The organism is Shinella sp. GW835-FHT14H05 (assembly GCF_058793575.1).
Genome location: NZ_JBXAFY010000003.1, coordinates 55,174 through 70,591, shown reverse-complemented (window position 1 = coordinate 70,591; position 15,418 = coordinate 55,174). Strand labels below are relative to the sequence as shown.

At 66.0% G+C, this 15,418-nt stretch carries 15 protein-coding genes; 2 read left to right on the top strand and 13 right to left on the bottom strand.

Going from position 1 to position 15,418, the window contains the following annotated elements; all coding sequences use genetic code 11:
* The first annotated feature begins 20 nt into the window (after window positions 1-20).
* Window positions 21-809 (top strand): pseudouridine synthase, encoded by a 789-nt coding sequence (locus AC1Q6Z_RS11585; RefSeq protein ID WP_439615916.1) that lies wholly within the window; start codon window positions 21-23, stop codon window positions 807-809.
* Here the strand turns inward: AC1Q6Z_RS11585 and AC1Q6Z_RS11580 are convergent.
* The 5 genes from AC1Q6Z_RS11580 to AC1Q6Z_RS11560 all read right to left on the bottom strand — a co-directional run bounded on the left by AC1Q6Z_RS11580 (window position 806) and on the right by AC1Q6Z_RS11560 (window position 6,926).
* The gene (locus AC1Q6Z_RS11580) at window positions 806-2,830 is read right to left on the bottom strand and encodes an ABC transporter ATP-binding protein (protein WP_492647912.1); all 2,025 of its coding nucleotides are present in this window, start codon (window positions 2,828-2,830) and stop codon (window positions 806-808) included. The two genes, AC1Q6Z_RS11585 and AC1Q6Z_RS11580, sit on opposite strands and share 4 nt — an antisense overlap.
* Window position 2,831: 1 nt before the next feature.
* Window positions 2,832-3,719 carry an ABC transporter permease gene (locus AC1Q6Z_RS11575; RefSeq protein ID WP_492647911.1) on the bottom strand — a complete coding sequence of 296 codons (888 nt, stop codon included), beginning with the start codon at window positions 3,717-3,719 and terminating at the stop codon, window positions 2,832-2,834.
* Complete coding sequence (locus tag AC1Q6Z_RS11570) at window positions 3,716-4,669, bottom strand: ABC transporter permease (RefSeq protein ID WP_492647910.1); 954 nt, start codon at window positions 4,667-4,669, stop codon at window positions 3,716-3,718. The genes AC1Q6Z_RS11575 and AC1Q6Z_RS11570 overlap by 4 nt, the downstream gene beginning before the upstream one ends.
* Window positions 4,666-5,331, bottom strand: a complete 666-nt coding sequence (locus AC1Q6Z_RS11565) for a dimethylsulfonioproprionate lyase family protein (RefSeq protein WP_492647909.1) — start codon at window positions 5,329-5,331, stop codon at window positions 4,666-4,668. The genes AC1Q6Z_RS11570 and AC1Q6Z_RS11565 overlap by 4 nt, the downstream gene beginning before the upstream one ends.
* Window positions 5,332-5,402: 71 nt before the next feature.
* The gene (locus tag AC1Q6Z_RS11560) at window positions 5,403-6,926 is read right to left on the bottom strand and encodes an ABC transporter substrate-binding protein (protein ID WP_492647908.1); all 1,524 of its coding nucleotides are present in this window, start codon (window positions 6,924-6,926) and stop codon (window positions 5,403-5,405) included.
* Window positions 6,927-7,035: 109 nt separating this feature from the next.
* Between AC1Q6Z_RS11560 and AC1Q6Z_RS11555 the strand changes: the two genes are divergently transcribed.
* Window positions 7,036-7,914 carry a LysR substrate-binding domain-containing protein gene (locus tag AC1Q6Z_RS11555; RefSeq protein WP_492647907.1) on the top strand — a complete coding sequence of 293 codons (879 nt, stop codon included), beginning with the start codon at window positions 7,036-7,038 and terminating at the stop codon, window positions 7,912-7,914.
* An 8-nt stretch (window positions 7,915-7,922) separates the two neighbouring features.
* Here the strand turns inward: AC1Q6Z_RS11555 and AC1Q6Z_RS11550 are convergent, their stop codons facing one another.
* From AC1Q6Z_RS11550 to AC1Q6Z_RS11515, 8 genes are all read right to left on the bottom strand, one after another.
* Window positions 7,923-8,726: an alpha/beta fold hydrolase gene (locus AC1Q6Z_RS11550; protein ID WP_492647906.1), complete on the bottom strand. Its 804-nt coding sequence runs from the start codon at window positions 8,724-8,726 to the stop codon at window positions 7,923-7,925.
* A 108-nt stretch (window positions 8,727-8,834) separates the two neighbouring features.
* On the bottom strand, window positions 8,835-9,161 hold the full coding sequence (locus AC1Q6Z_RS11545; RefSeq protein WP_492647905.1) for a DUF1236 domain-containing protein: 327 nt from the start codon (window positions 9,159-9,161) through the stop codon (window positions 8,835-8,837).
* A 175-nt stretch (window positions 9,162-9,336) separates the two neighbouring features.
* Window positions 9,337-9,558 carry a hypothetical protein gene (locus tag AC1Q6Z_RS11540; RefSeq protein ID WP_256116266.1) on the bottom strand — a complete coding sequence of 74 codons (222 nt, stop codon included), beginning with the start codon at window positions 9,556-9,558 and terminating at the stop codon, window positions 9,337-9,339.
* An 86-nt stretch (window positions 9,559-9,644) separates the two neighbouring features.
* The gene (locus tag AC1Q6Z_RS11535) at window positions 9,645-10,886 is read right to left on the bottom strand and encodes a hypothetical protein (RefSeq protein ID WP_492647904.1); all 1,242 of its coding nucleotides are present in this window, start codon (window positions 10,884-10,886) and stop codon (window positions 9,645-9,647) included.
* A gap of 42 nt (window positions 10,887-10,928) precedes the next feature.
* Window positions 10,929-11,594 carry a hypothetical protein gene (locus AC1Q6Z_RS11530; protein ID WP_492647903.1) on the bottom strand — a complete coding sequence of 222 codons (666 nt, stop codon included), beginning with the start codon at window positions 11,592-11,594 and terminating at the stop codon, window positions 10,929-10,931.
* 37 nt (window positions 11,595-11,631) lie between these two features.
* Window positions 11,632-12,714, bottom strand: coding sequence for a bifunctional DNA-binding transcriptional regulator/O6-methylguanine-DNA methyltransferase Ada (gene ada, locus AC1Q6Z_RS11525; protein ID WP_492647902.1), 1,083 nt, complete (start codon window positions 12,712-12,714; stop codon window positions 11,632-11,634).
* Window positions 12,715-12,814: 100 nt separating this feature from the next.
* Window positions 12,815-14,218 (bottom strand): dihydrolipoyl dehydrogenase, encoded by a 1,404-nt coding sequence (gene lpdA, locus AC1Q6Z_RS11520; protein ID WP_492647901.1) that lies wholly within the window; start codon window positions 14,216-14,218, stop codon window positions 12,815-12,817.
* Window positions 14,215-15,417 carry a dihydrolipoamide acetyltransferase family protein gene (locus AC1Q6Z_RS11515; RefSeq protein WP_492647900.1) on the bottom strand — a complete coding sequence of 401 codons (1,203 nt, stop codon included), beginning with the start codon at window positions 15,415-15,417 and terminating at the stop codon, window positions 14,215-14,217. The genes lpdA and AC1Q6Z_RS11515 overlap by 4 nt, the downstream gene beginning before the upstream one ends.
* Window position 15,418: the final 1 nt, after the last annotated feature.

The window sequence follows — 15,418 nt, the reverse complement described above, 5'->3', positions numbered from 1 at the left end:
AGGACGGCGTCATGAAGGACATCCGCAAGCGGCAGAAACCGGCCGCTCCTCGAAAGGTCGAGCCGGCGCCGGGCGGCAAGCGAGTCACGCTGCCGCGCGCGCTCTCCAAGCTCGGCTATTGTTCGCGCACGCAGGCAGAGGAGCTGATCTTGGCGGGCCGGGTGGCACTCGCCGGCCGCGTGGTCACCGATCCGGCGACCTGGGTCGATCTTTCGAACGCCGTGATCGCCGTGGATGGCAAGCCCGTCGCGGCGGAAGAGCGGGTCTACCTGATGCTCAACAAGCCGCGTGGCTTGGTCACCACCCGGCACGATCCGGAAGGCCGACCGACAGTCTACGATTGCCTGAAACAGCTCGACCACGCCCATCTTTCGCCCGTCGGCCGCCTCGACAAGGCGAGCGAGGGCCTGCTGCTTTTTACCAACGACACGGAATTCGCCCAGGCGCTGCTCGATCCCGAAACCCATGTTTCGAAAACCTATCACGTGCAGATGGACAGCCTCGCCGACGACGCGCTTCTCGCCGCCTTGCAGGCCGGTGTGCGCCATGACGGCGAATTGCTGCGCGCACAAAGCGTGCGGAAACTGCGCGAAGGCGACAAGAATTCCTGGCTCGAAATCGAACTCGACGAGGGCCGCAACCGCCAGATCCGTCGCATGCTGGAGGCGATGAACATCGCCTGCCTGCGGCTTGTGCGCGTCTCGATCGGCAATCTCGCGCTCGGCGATCTGGAAAAGGGCGCGGTCCGGGCGTTGGGAGACGGCGAGGTCGAGGGCCTGCGCCGGCTCGTCGCGGCCCGCATCGCCTAGAGGGCCGCAACCGGCCGCCTTTCCACCGGCGGAACCGCGCGGATCGCCAGATTTTCGACCGGCACATGGCAGCGGATGAAACCGCTGCCATGTGCCTGCACGGGCGGACGCGTCTCGGCGCAGACGCTGCCGACCTGGCGGGGACAGCGGCCGGCGAGCGGGCAACCGACCCCCGGCACCGGCTTCGAGGCCGGCATGGCCGCCGGGCGGGAGACGTATTGGTCCTTGCTGAGGCCGGGTGCCGCTTCCAGCAGCATCTCGGTATAGGGATGCAGCGGCGCGGCGAGCAGGGTTTCGGTCTCGGCCAGTTGCATCAACTCGCCGCGATAGAGCACCGCCACCCGGTCGGCGAGCTGCTGCACGACGGCGAGATCGTGCGAGATGAACAGCATCGCGACGGCGTGTTTCTCCTTGAGGGAACGCAGCAGCTCGACGATGCGCGCCTGCACCGAGACATCGAGCGCCGACAGGATTTCGTCGCAGATCAGCAGTTTCGGATTGACCAGCAGCGCGCGGGCGATCGCGATGCGCTGCCGCTCGCCGCCGGAAAGCTGCTCGGGAAACCGGTCGAGATAACCCGCATGCAGGCCCACATTTTCGAGCACGCCTTCGAGCGTCTTTTCGTCGGCCTTGATGCCGAAATGGTCGAGCGGGCGCTCAAGGATCGCCCGGATGCGGCGGCGGGGATTGAGCGAGGCGTCGGGGTTCTGGAAGATGTACTGGATCTGCCGCAACTGCTCGACCGAACGGCTTTTCAGCACCGGATCGAGCAGGCTGCCATCGAGGCTGATCAGGCCTGCACGCGGCGGCAGGCGGCCGCTGATCGCCCGCGCGATGGTCGACTTGCCACTGCCGGATTCGCCCACAAGCGCCACCACCTCGCCGGCCCGCAGTTCGAGATCGATATCGCGCACCACGGACGGGCTGATGCGGCCGAGGAGCTTGTCGAAAAGGCCGGGTTTTCGATAGGTGAGGTCGAGGTCGGCGATCGAGAGCAGGCGCTCCGGCTTTGTTGTGGCTTTGGCTTCGAGCCGCAGCTTGACGGCCGGCGTCTCAGGCACCGCCGCGTCCCGCCATTTCATGCAGGCGACCGTGCGGGCGTCCGTGACCGGCTCCAGCACCTGCGGCATGCTGCGACAGGCGGCGGTCGCGAAATCGCAGCGCGGCTCGAATTTGCAGCCGGTGGACATCTGGTCGCGGCGCAGTACGCCGCGCAGGCCGCGCGCCTGCCGCTCCGTGCCGTCGACGGTCGGGATCGAGGCGATCAGGCCGCGCGAATAGGGATGCGCCGGCGCCGCCAGCAATTGATCGCAGGGCGCCACCTCGACAAGCTGGCCGGCATACATGACGCCCACCCGGTCGGCGATCTGGGCGAGCAGCGCGAGGTCATGCGTCACGTAGAGCATCGCCATGCCGATGCGGCTTCTGAGATCGCCGAGAAGCTGGATGATCTGGCGTTGCGTTGTGACGTCGAGGCCGGTCGTCGGCTCGTCCAGCACCAGCAGGTCGGGATTGCAGGCGACGGCCATGGCGATCGTCACCCGCTGCTGCTGGCCGCCGGAGAGCTCGTGCGGATAGCGATGGCCGACATCCGGCAGGCCGACCAGCGCAAAAAGCTCGGCAATGCGCGCCTGCATGGTCATGCCGGGCGGCAGGGCCTTGTGGGTGGCGATCATCTCGCGGATCTGCGAGCCGACCCGCATGCCGAGGCTGAGTGAGGTCGTCGGGTTCTGGGGCACCAGCGCGATGCGGTTGCCGCGCATTCGTCCGAGCGATTTCGCGTCGAGTTTCAGCAGGTCGTTTCCGTCGAACAGCACCTCGCCGGTCTGCACCAGGCTGTTGACGGTGCCGTAGCCGAGCAGGCGGTAGGCGACGGTGGACTTGCCGCAGCCGGATTCCCCGACGAGCCCGAAGGCCTCGCCGCGCGCGATCCCGAAGGAGACGCCCTGCACGACATTGGTCCAGCCTGCGGCGCTGCCATAGGCGATGTTGAGATTGCGGACTTCGATGAGGTTTTGCATTTTACGCTCCCGCGACGGCCCGCTGGCCGAGCATGCGCGACAGGCCATCGGTGAACAGGTTGAAGCCGATGACGAGGGAGGCGAGGCCGAGACCTGGGCCGAACACCGTCACCGGCGAGGCGATCAGCAGGTTGCGGTTCTCGCTGATCATCAAGCCCCATTCCGGCGTCGGCGGGCGAATGCCGAAACCGAGGAAGCCGAGCGCGCCGATGAGGATGGGCGCATAGCTGAGGCGCAGCGAGAACTCGACCAGCAGCACATTGGCGGCATTCGGCAGGATCTCGCGCCAGACGATGGACCAGGTGCCTTCGCCGCGCAGCTCCGCGACGGCGACATATTCGCGCGTCGCGATCTCCATGGCCGCGGCGCGCGCGATGCGCGCGATGCGCGGCGCATAGACGAGGCCGACGACGAAGACGATCAGCACTGGTTCACCGGCAAGCGCCGGGCCGGCGGCAATGATCATGACCAGGGCGAGTGCCAGGAAGGGAATGCTGATCATTGCCTCGACGATGCGCTGCGTGATCTCGTCGAACCAGCCGCCGATATAGCCGGAGAGAAGACCAAGCGCTGTGCCCGCGACCATGCCGAGAATGGTGCCGGCAAAGGCGAGCAGCAGCACGATATGCGCGCCATGCATGAAGCGGCTGAACACATCGCGGCCGATCTGGTCGAGACCCATCGGGTGTTGCCAGGAGGCACCGGAGAGCGGCAGGCCCGCGCCCATTTCGGCAAAACCGTAGGGCGTCCAGAACACGCCGACAAGGGCGAAGAGCGCGTGGGCGAGAAGGATGACCGCGCCGACCTTGAAGGGACCGGGCGTCGCGCGCCAGCGGACGGCATCGAACCGGGCAAGGCGCTTGGCGGGGGGAGAGGTGATCGTGCTCATCGGCTTGCCCTCAGGCGCGGTTGCAGCAGGATGGCGAGAACGTCCGCCACGAGATTGGCGGCGACATAGACGGCGGCGCTGATCATCACGGTCGCCTTGATCAGCGGGATATCGCGCAGTTGCAGCGCGTCGATCAGCAGCGTGCCGAAGCCCGGATAGGAAAACACCCGCTCGACGATGACGACGCCACCGATCAGGAAGCCGAGGTTCAGCGCCGTGACGTTGAGCGCCGGCACGATGGCGTTCGGCAAAGCATGGCGGAAGAGCACGGCGCGGGGGCGCAGGCCCTTCAATTCCGCAAGGCGCACATAGTCCGAGCGCAGCACCTCGATCAGGCTGTCTCGCAACACGCGGATGGCATAGACCGCCATCATGATGGCGAGTGTGACGGCGGGCAGGACCATGGCGCGCAGCGTCTCCTGCCAGGTGCTGGCCTCGGAGATCGTCGCGAGTGCCGGCAGGATCGGCACGGCCACGGCAAACAGGAAGAGCAGCATCGTGGCGAGCAGGAAATCCGGCAGCGAGAGCAGGACGAGCGTGATGACCGAGATGACGTTGTCGACCGCCATGCCGCGGTTTGTCGCCTGGATGATGGCCGGCACCAGCGCCAGCACGAGGTAGATCACGAAGGCGAAGAGCGAGAGCAGCAGCGTGTTGACGATGCGGGGGCCGAGCACGTCGGCGATCGGCCGGCCGGTGGCGATCGACACGCCGAGATCGCCGCGCAGGAAATCTCCGAGCCAGTGGAAATAGCGCACCAGCGCCGGCTGATCGAGATGGAGCTGGCTGCGCAGCACCTCCAGCGCCCTGGCGGTCGCGTCACGGCCGAGGATGCGGGTGGCGACGTCGCCGGGAAGCGCCTCCAGGATCAGGAAGATCAGCACCGAGACGAGAAGCAGCGTCAACGCCGAGAACAGGATTCTGCTGGCAAGCAGGCGAAAAACGCTCATGTCGCATCCAATCCCACGGAAATGAGGGCGGCGTCCGCCGTCACGGTGTCGGGAATGAAGGCGGCATCGGTCTTGAGGTCGCCCTCCCAGATGTAGAGCAGCACCAGCGGCCGCTCGGCCGAAAGCGTCGCATGGGGCAGCCACGGCGGATGGTGGATGATTTCATCGATCCCGCGCCGGGTCCAGTCCGCCGTGCCCGCCCGCCAGAAGGAGGGGGCGGTGACGGTATAATAGAGCTCGTCGGCGGGGTGGTGATGCAGCGGATAATGCGTCTTCGGCCCCAGGAACATCAGCCCGAAGGCGATATCGGGATCCTCGATCAGCGTCGGCGGGCCACCTTGCGGACCGCAGATGACGCCGTAACCGTAATTCGCGCCGAAATCGCTGCTGGGCGGGTTGGCAAGATAGCTGGTGCTGCGGGTGATGTGGAGGGTCGGCAGGAGGGCTGCGAGCGCCCGGGCAAGCGGCGTCTCGGTCGCTGCGAGTTCGGCCTCGCAGGCCGCCTGGATCGGTACGCGGGCGGGCGTTACGTCGCTGATGGGCGGCAGGCGCTCGGCAAGCCGGCGGAGCCGGGCGGCGTGTGACCGCGAGACAGGCCGCGCGTCCTGCTCAAGCGCATCGGCGAAACAGATGAGGAAGGTGGTCAGGGCGGAAGTGGTCATGCAGCTATCCTCTTCCACGGGACGGTTCGCCCCGTGGATGCGGTTGTCTTGGGCTTGGGTAAAAAGGGCGGTTACTCGCCGCAGCTCAGGTTCGCATAGTCGATGCGGTTCACGTCGACATTCGGCTGGTAGCCGGTGCAGCCCTTGCGCAGGCCCGCGACGACCGAGGTGAAGACCGGCAGGATCATGCCGCCTTCATCGGCGACGATGCGCTGGGCATCGCGGTAGAGATTATTGCGCTGCGTCTCGTCCGCCGTCTGGCCGGCCTTGACGACGAGCGCATCAAAATCGTCACGCATCCAGTGGGTCTCGTTCCATTCGGACTTGCTGTTCAGCGAAAGCGTCAGGGCTTCGGCCGGCGGTCGGGCGCTGGTGTAGGAAATGACGGCCGGTTTTTTCAGCCAGATCGTGTCCCAATAGCCTTCGGCCGGCGAGGTGATGACATTGACGCGGATACCGGCGGGAGCAGCCATCTGGGCATAGACCTGGGCGAGCAGCATCATGCCGGGATAGGAATCCGACGTGTAGAGATCGAAATCGATGCCATCCGCGTGGCCAGCCTCTGCCAGCAGCGCCATCGCCTTCTCGACATCCGCCGTCTGGGCCGGTGTGCCGAGGCCGAGCGGCGAGGAGAGCGGGATCGGCGTATCGCCGCCGACCTCGCCATAACCGAGCAGCACGGTATCGACGATCTTCTGGCGATCCATCACCAGCTTCATCGCCTGGCGCACCCTGACGTCGTCGAAGGGCGGCGTATCCGTCCACACGGCGAGATAGAGCGAGGTGGCGCCGGGCGTCGCGGCAAGCTCGACGGCGGGGTTGTCCTTGAGCGTGATGAGGCTTGCCGGATCGACCGTCAGCGACAAGTCGATCGTGCCCGACAACAGCGCGGAAAGGCGGGAGGTCGGCTCAAGGCTGGTGGTGATCTCCAGGCAATCGGCTTTTGGCAAGCCGGCGCGCCAATAGGCCGGGTTGCGCGCCATCACGCGCACGGCGCCGTTAATCGTGAAGGTCTCCTGCACGAATGGGCCGGTGCCGTTGCCCTTGACGCGCAGATCCTCCGCTTTGGCCCCTTCCGGCACCATCAGGGCATACTTTGTGGCGATCAGCATCGGCAGCTCGACGACGGGCTGCTTCACCTTGAAGCGCACCGTATGGTCGCCGACGGCCGTGATGCCATCCGCATCGAGGAAGGCGAGGGTGGAAAAACCACCGGGCGAGACCGCGGGGTCGAGCAGGCGGCGATAGGAGTAGACGACGTCCTTGGCGTCGAAATCCGAGCCGTCGTGGAACTTCACGCCCTTGCGCAGATGAAAGGTCCATTCCGTCGCGTCGGCATTGGCTTCCCAAGATTCGGCAAGCACCGGCACCGGCTGCATCGTGTTGCTGCGGTCGACAAGCGGCTCGTAGACCGCACGGATGTGGTAGACGCTGTCGGTGCCGATCAGCGCTGCCGGGTCCATCGTCTGCTTTTCGCCATCGGATTCGTAGCCGAGCACGCGCACGCAGCTTTGCTGGGCGAAGGCGGCCGTCGAAAGCGCGCAGGCGGCCATTGCCACGGCGAGCGCCGTGGTTCTCAGAAGATCTCGTTTCATTTCGGTTCCCCGTTTTCGGATTATGGCGGGAGTATGAAAACGGGGCGCCCGGCTTGCAAACGATTAGAATTAACGTCTACATGAGTAAAATTCATGTGGATTGCGAAAAATGGTCCGGCGAATCCTGCCGCCTTTGACGACGCTGAGGGCCTTCGAGGCGGCGGCCCGGCTCTTGAGTTTCAAGGCGGCCGCCGAAGAGCTACGCGTCACGCAATCCGCCATCAGCCATCAGGTCGCCTCGCTGGAGCGCAATCTCGGCACGCCGCTCTTCCTGCGGCTGCCCGGCCGCGTGGAACTGAGCGAGGCGGGCGCGATCTACTTTCCCGTCGTGCAGGACGCGCTCGACCGGATCGCGCTCACCACGGACCTCATCCGCCAGACCAACACGCCGGCCGCGCTCACGGTGCAGGTCTACGTCACTGTGGCGGTGCGCTGGCTGATCCCGCGGCTGCAGACCTTCAAGGAGACCTCGCCCGAAGTGGCTGTCAGCCTCGATGCGAGCCTGCTCGACTGGGAGTTCAACCCCGACCGCGCCGATATCGGCTTCATCTATACCCGCACGCCCAGCCGGCCGAACCTGACCTATACGCTTCTGCGCCGCGAGCGGCTCGTCGGCGTCTGTTCGCCCGCCATCGCCAAGGCGATCAAGGCGCCGGAGGACCTGCGCCATTTCTCGTTCCTGGCCGTCAGCGGCACCACAGAGGACGCCGCGACCTGGGCGGCGAGCGTGGGTGCCACCGGCCACTCGCAAAAATCCTCGCCGCTCTTCGACAGCAACCTGCTCGCCATCGAGGCGGCGATCAACGGGCAGGGGCTCGTCGTCGTGCCAGCCTTCCTGGTGGAAGGCGATATCGCCAGCGGCACCCTCGTCGCCCCGCTGACCTCCGACGTCATGCAGCCCGGCGGCTGGTATCTCGTCCATCTGGAACGGCGCGGCAACGAAAAGGCGGTGCGCAAATTCGTGCAATGGCTCCAGAGCCAGGTGTGAGGCAAGCCTCAGTCGAACCGGTCAAGAAACCCGAGGACGGCGCGGTTGAAAAGTTCCGGCCGCTGCAAGGGCGCGAAATGGCTAACGGCCGGCAGAACCACCAGTTCGGCGCCGGGAATGGTGCGGGCCAGATAGTCCGCATGGTCGCGCCGGATGAATTCGTCGTTCTCGCCGATCACCACGGAGACCGGCACTTTGATGCCGGCAAGCTGCTCAGCGCTGTAGTTCGGCTCGCTTTCCATCATGCGCGATACGTCGGCGACGAATATCTCGAAATCGTCCGGCGTCGCGGAGAGCGCCCGATAATCCTGCCGGTGGCGACTGAAGCAGCGGTCGATCACCGGTGTCGGCTTGAAGGGAAGCGCACCGCTCGGGTCCATGTTGCAGGCGAAGAAGACCACGCGGGAGACGCGCTGCGGGTGCTTGTCGGCAAGGATGAGCGCCGTGCAGGCGCCATCGCTCCACCCGACGAGGCTCGCCTTTTCGATAGCGAGATGATCCATCACCGCCAGCACATCGCCTGCCATACGATCATAGCCGAACGGCCCGGCATCGCGCGTGCTGCGGCCATGGCCGCGGCTGTCGATCACGGCGACCGTGTGGCCGGATTGCACGAGCGCCGCAACCTGGTGACCCCAGTTTCCGGCATTGCCCAATCCGCCATGCAGCAGGATGACGGCTGGGCCGGCGCCATGGACGGCATACCAGATGCGCGCGCCGTCATTCGCAACAAAACCTTCTGCGATGGAGGCCGGGAGCGGCGGCGCGCCGTCCCTCTCGAAAATCACCAGCTCGTCATCCGTCCCCTGCATGGCCGCCTCCTTGTCCTTCAAGGCAAGGACGATTGCATGAACGGCTTTCCGACAGCTTGTGAGAAAATACAAAGAAAAAGCCCGGCGGAGACCGCCGGGCTTTTTCAATTATTCGAGCACCTGGATGACGGTGCGCGTCTGCGGGTCAACGATCACCCGCTGTTCGTTGACGACGGTATAGCCATAGTCGGAATGGCCGTCGACGCTGTGGATTTCCACTGTGTCGGGCATCACCCGGCCGATCAGGACGTCGCCTTCATAGGTGGCGGAAGGAACCTGCTGTTCCAGTACGTAGGTGCGAACTTCACCCGGCACGACGACCGTCGATTCCGTGGTCACCGGGTCGGTCTGCTGGATGATGACGGTATCCTGCGCATAGGCGGTTGCCGACAGGGTCAGAAGCGCCGCCGTGGCAAGAATGAGTTTGGTCTGCATCGTCGTTCTCCTCTTTTGGATGCGGAAGAAACGACAATGTCCGGCTACGGTTCCCCGTAACCGTCATCTCCGTCGAGACCGATGCTCCAGAAACGTGCGATGGGAGGGTCGTAAAACCCTCCCATCGCCTCGGTGTCTGTCGATCCTGACCGGACGTTCGCCGATCGCGCCGGTCTTAATGACCGTCGAAATGGCCGGCCGAAAGGGCCGGGGCCTGCGCGACCTTCACGGCGAAATTGATGCCATTGATGACGGGTGCACCCGTCGAGCGGATTGCATTCGCCTTCAACAAGGCGTCCTGGCCGAGCGCCTCGATGGGCTCGACGGTCTTCGCATCGAGGTCGATCATGTAGAGAGCCGCGTCGCCTTCCACGCCGATCACAACGGTATTTGCCATATTGCTTTCCTTTCTCTCGGGTTGCCGAAGCTTTTCGCGGGATCGCGAAAAGGCTCCATCTCTTTGTTTTCTCGCACGGCCTAGTGCTAGAAACCTGCTTTCTTCAGGCCGGCCCGGTACATGTCCTTCTGCCACCTCTCCTTGATGGGGATGGCGGCGAGCCATGTTTCCAGGTCGAAATCCGGATTGAGCTGAAGCACGCGCCGACGCTCGGCGGCGGCCTCCTGCGCATTGTCGAGCATGCCCCAGGCGGCAGCGGCAAGGCGCGCGGCGGGGGCGGAAACCTTCATGCGCTGGACGAAGTCGATCGCCTCCTCGTATCGTTCGAGGAAGAAGCAGGCGCCGGCCGCACTCCAGAGATAGGTGTCCGGCGGGATGAAGTTGAGCGCGAGCGCCCGCTCGATGGTCGCCAGCCCTTCCAGCGGGCGGGAGGCGTGCACGAGGGAGTCCCCGAGACTGTAGATGGCATCCGCATAGTGCGGGCCGAGGCTGACGGATGTCGAAAGCGCCTCGACGCTCTCCTCCACTCCGCCCTGGTACAGACGCGCGACGCCCCGCTCGCGATGGCCGAGCGGCGAAAGCGGGTTCTGCCGGATGGCCTCGCATGCCGCATTTTCCGCCGCCTGCAACAGCGCCTGGTCGTCCCGCCCGCGTAGCAGCCATTCCATGGTGAACGTGCGCGACAGCCCGCTCAGCGCCGGGGCAAAATCCTTGTGCTCCTCCAGCGCCTGCAAAAAGGCTTCGCGCGCCCAGAGGCTGTCAGTGAGCGTCACGGCCTTCAGCCGGTCCAAGCCGCGGAGATAGAGGTGGTAGGCACGGGCGTTTCGCACATAGTCGGCGTAGAACACCTCGTTGCGCTCAAGCTCCTGCGCGAGTTGCACCGTCACCGCCCGCGCGATTTCCCGGCGCTGATCCGGCAGGACGGCGACGTGCAGCGCATACCGCGCCGCCCAGATCATCGTGTCGGAGGGAAGGAAGACGAGCTGGAGGAGCAGGCCTTCCGGGGTGCTGCGCGCGTCCAGGATATATTGGACCTTGTTGCGCTCCAGATGGTCGAGCCAGTCGGGCTCGTTGCGCAGGCAGCTTGCGGTATGGGGCGCGACGACGGAAACGGTGCGCATGGCGCACAGGCCCATGGTGATGTCGTCGATTAGCGCACGCGCGAGCGCGACCTCGGCGGCCTTCGCCTTGCGGGTCAGTGGCGGCAGGAGGGCGATGCGCGGGTTCGGCAGGAACTGGTTGGGCGCCTCAAGCGGCGCGCCGGCAAAGGGCGCTGGCCCCGTCGAGCGGGCGGCGGAATGCTCGGGACCAAGCGGGTAAGCCGGCATGCGACACGGCCCTTTGTCACGATAGGTGAAGTTGAATTAGAACTATGCTTCAACTTCCGGCAATCCGCAATCCACGATGGCAGCCGGCCTGCAATTTTCCAACGTCGGATGGAAGATGGGCTCGTAACCGGCACTGAGTGCCCCCACCGTGGAGGGTGGTGTCAGCAGCCCGTCGGCGCTGGCGAGGCGCTGCGGCGCGGCATATCCTTCCACCGTCCAGCGATAGGCGAGGCCGCCACGAAGCGTAAACGCCTCCATTCCGCGCGCGACGACCGCGCCATCGGGAAGCGCCGCCAAAGGCCCGGCGATCGGATGCATGCGTTTGCGGCGGCGCGCGACGCGCTCGGCATGGAGCACGGCGTCCATCACGCCGGCCAGGGGCGGCGCTTCGCCCCGCGCGGTGGCCCAGGAGGCGCGAAAACCCTCCGCAGCCTCTCGCCGGCAGAAGAAGCAGGGGCGATGGCCGGCGGCGAGGGCCACGGCCTCGTCGAGGAAGAACAGTTCGGTCCAACTCCGCCCGCCCATCACCGCGCGGCGGCGGCCTTTGTATTCGCAGACGCAGATCAGCCAGGCCTTGCTTGACCAGCGCTTGGTGAGAAGGGTTTTGGTCGTCGGATCATGGATGATGCCGCGATTGCCGGTGAACAGGCCGCGTTGCGGGAGGGCGACGATCTCGCCAAAAGGCGTGACACGATTTTGCAGGGGCATGGCGTCTTCCTGGCTGATACAGGCGATCACCATAACCTCAAATGGTCGGCGCCGCCTCCCGTTCAAGCAGTGCGCGCTTGCGCTCGACACCCCAGGCATAGCCGGAGAGTGCGCCGTCGGTCCGCACCACGCGATGGCAGGGAATGGCGATGGCAAGCGCATTCGCCGCGCAGGCGCCCGCCACCGCGCGCACCGCCGTCGGCGACCCGATGCGCCGCGCGATCTCGGAATAGGAGGTTCTCGCGCCGGCCGGGATTTCCTGCAGCGCCTGCCAGACACGGCGCTGGAACGCTGTGCCGCGCACATCGAGCGGCAGTTCCAGCCCGATACCCGGATTTTCGACGAAGCCGACGACGCGGGCGACCAGCGCCTCGTAGTCCTTGTCGGCACCGACGAGGCGGGCTTTCGGAAAACGATCCTGGAGATCGCGAACCAGCGCATCCGGGTCGTCGCCGAGCAGGATGGAGGCGACGCCCTTCGTGCTGGAGGCGACGAGGATCGCGCCGAGCGACGTCTGGCCGACCGCAAAGCGGATCGCCTCATCGGCGCCGCCGGCGCGATATTGCGTCGGCGTCATGCCGAGCATGCCCGTCGATTTCTCGTAGAAGCGCCCGCTGGAATTGAAGCCGGCATCGTAGATCGCCGCGGTGACGCTGTTGCCGGTTTCGAGGCCTTCGCGAACCTTCTTCGCCCGGTCGGCGGCGGCATAGGCCTTCGGCGTCAATCCCGTCGCGGCCTTGAACACCCGGTGGAAATAACCGGCGCTGCGGCCAACCGCCTCCGCCAGCGCCTCCAAGGCCGGCTCCTCCTCGCTGTCCTCGATGATCCGGCAGGCGCGCGCGACGAGCGCCGCATTCTCGCTTTCGAGCGACGGCCCTTCGGGATTGCAGCGCTGGCATGGCCTAAAGCCGGTCGCCCGCGCGCTTTCCAGCGTGTCGTGCAGCATGACGTTGCGCGGATTGGCCCTGCGGGACGGGCAGGTGGGGCGACAATAGACGCCGGTCGTCGCGACCGAATACCACAGTCGCCCATCGGCTGCCTTGTCGCGGGCGACGATGCGCGCCCAGCGCGGATCGTCCGCCACGGGTGACAGGGGTTGTGTGGATGCAGATCGGGTCATCGTCTTCGCCTTCCTGAACGGATCGCGGCCACCATGCCGCCAAGCTGCAGTCGCCACACTCCGATCCTTGCTTTCAAATCCGATGGAAGACCACCCGATTTCAGATATGGATGGCGGCACCGGTGAAGGCCAGAGCGGCTTCCTTGATGGCCTCACTGTGCGTGGGGTGCGCGTGGCAGGTATAAGCAATGTCCTCCGCCGTCGCGCCGAACTCCATCGCCTGCGCGATCTGCGCGATCATCGTGCCGGCCACTTCACCGATGAGATGGGCGCCGAGCAGGATGCCGGTCTTCTCCTCGGCCAGCAGTTTCACGAAACCTTCGGTGTCGCCGTTCGCCTTGGCGCGGCTGTTGGCGAGCATCGGGAAAGTCGAGGCGCGGTAGGCGATGCCCTCGGCCTTCAGCGCCTGTTCGGTCTTGCCGACGGCGGCAACTTCCGGGTCGGTATAGACCACGGCCGGGATGATGGCGTGGTTGACGATGCCGGGCTTGCCGGCGAGCCGTTCGGCAACCGCGATGCCCTCGTCCTCCGCCCGGTGCGCCAGCATGGGGCCGCGCGTCACGTCGCCGATCGCGTGGATGCCCGCAACGCCCGTCCAGCCGCGATGATCGACCGGCACGAAGCCGCCGTCATCCGAGGTGATGCCGACCGTCTCCAAACCAAGCTCACGGGTGTTCGGCTTACGGCCGGTGGCGAGGAGCACGACATCCGCCGTCAGTTCCGACGTGCCGCCATCGGCGGCGCGGAGGGTGAGGGTCGCGCCACCGCTTCCGGTCTCGACATGGGTGACGGCGGTCGAGGCGAGGATCGTCATGCCCTTGCGGGTGAGGAGTTTCGTCATCGCCGTGCGGATATCCTCGTCCATGCCGGGAAGGATGCGCTCGGCATATTCGACGACCGTCACCTTGGCGCCGAGACGGCGCCAGACGGAGCCGAGTTCGAGGCCGATGACGCCTCCGCCGATGACGACGAGCCGTTCCGGCACGCGGGAGAGGGACAGCGCGCCGGTCGAATCGACGACGATGCCGGCGGCATTGTCCACCGTCACGCCTGCAAGCGTCGCCGGCTGCGAGCCGGTGGCGATCACGATGGATTTCGCGCCGACCGTCTTGCCGGCGATTTCCGCGCGGCCCGGTCCGGCAAGGCGCGCCCGGCCGGCAAGGCGGGTCACGCCGTTCTTGCGAAACAGGAAGTCGATGCCCTTGGTGAGCGAGGCGACGGTCGCGTCCTTGCGCGCCATCAGTTTGGCGAGATCGACGGAGACCGGGCCAGTCTCGATGCCGAAGTCAGCCATGTGGCCGTCACGGGCGGCTTCAAGCAGGTGCGTTGCGTGCAGCAAGGTTTTCGAGGGGATGCAGCCAACATTGAGGCAGGTGCCGCCCAGCGTCGGGCGCTCCTCGACGCAGGCCGTCTTCAGACCGAGTTGCGCGGCGCGGATGGCACAGGCATAGCCGCCGGGACCGCCACCGATCACCAGCAGATCATAGTCATGGGAAGCGGTCATTGCGGCCAGCTTTCGAGCGTTTCGACGAAGCGGGTCAGCCAGGTGTTGGTCTGGTGGCCGTCGAGCGAGCGATGGTCGATGGTGAGCGAGACATAGGTCATTGGGCGGATCTGGATCGTGTCCACGCCGTCAACCTCCCGCACGACGACCCGCTTTTCCAGCTTGCCGACGCCGAGGATCGCCGATTGCGGCTGGTTGATGATGATCGGCGTGGCGACCAGCGAACCGGAAACGCCATGGTTGGAGATGGTGAACGTGCCGCCGCGCATGTCGGCCGGCGTCAGCGCTTTCGCCCGCGCGCGGGCGGTGAGATCCTGCAGGCGCACGGCGATGCCGGAGAGCGAGAGGTTCTGTGCCTCGCGGATGACGGGCACGACGAGGCCGTCGTCACCAAGGGCGGTGCCGATGCCGATGTTCACATCCTCGAAGACCTCCAGGCAATCGTCGAACCAGCGGCTGTTGACCGCCGGCACGGCCTTCATCGCGGCAACGCAAGCAGCGACGATATAGGCCGTGTAGGAGAGCGACACGCCGGAAGCGGCAAACGCGGCCTTGTTCTTCTCGCGATGGCGCATCACGGCGCTGAAATCGGCCTCGAACACCGCGGTGACATGCGGTGCCGTGGAGACGGACATCTGCATGTGCTCGGCGATGGCGAGCCGCATGGGCGAATGTTTGATCGAGCGGGAGCGCAGGTCGCCGCTCGGCTTTTCCGCCTGCGGCGTTGGCGTTCTGGCGGGTTGCAGCGCAGGCGTTGCAAGCGCCGCCTCATGCGCGGCATCCATGTCGGCGCGCGTCACGCGCCCGCCCTTGCCGGAGCCTGCCACCGTTGCCGGGTCGATGCCGTACTCCTCGGCCGCGCGTCGCACCGCCGGGGAATGGTGCACCGCTTCCGACACTGCCGGCGCGGTCTCCTTCGCGGCGGCGGGTGCGGCCACCACGCGCGCCTCAGCGGAACCCGCAAGCTTGATCCGGCCGAGCACCGCGCCGGGCTCCGTCTTTTCGCCGCTCTGCATGAGGATTTCGTGCAGGGTGCCGGTGATGGGCGCGGGTATTTCCTGGGTCACCTTGTCGGTTTCGAGCTCGACGAGCGGATCGTCGAGCGCCACCGTCTCGCCCACGGCCTTCAGCCAGTTGCGCACGACCGCCTTGGTGCCTTCCTGTTCCTCAGGTGCAAGAACATCGATCAGATCGGTCATA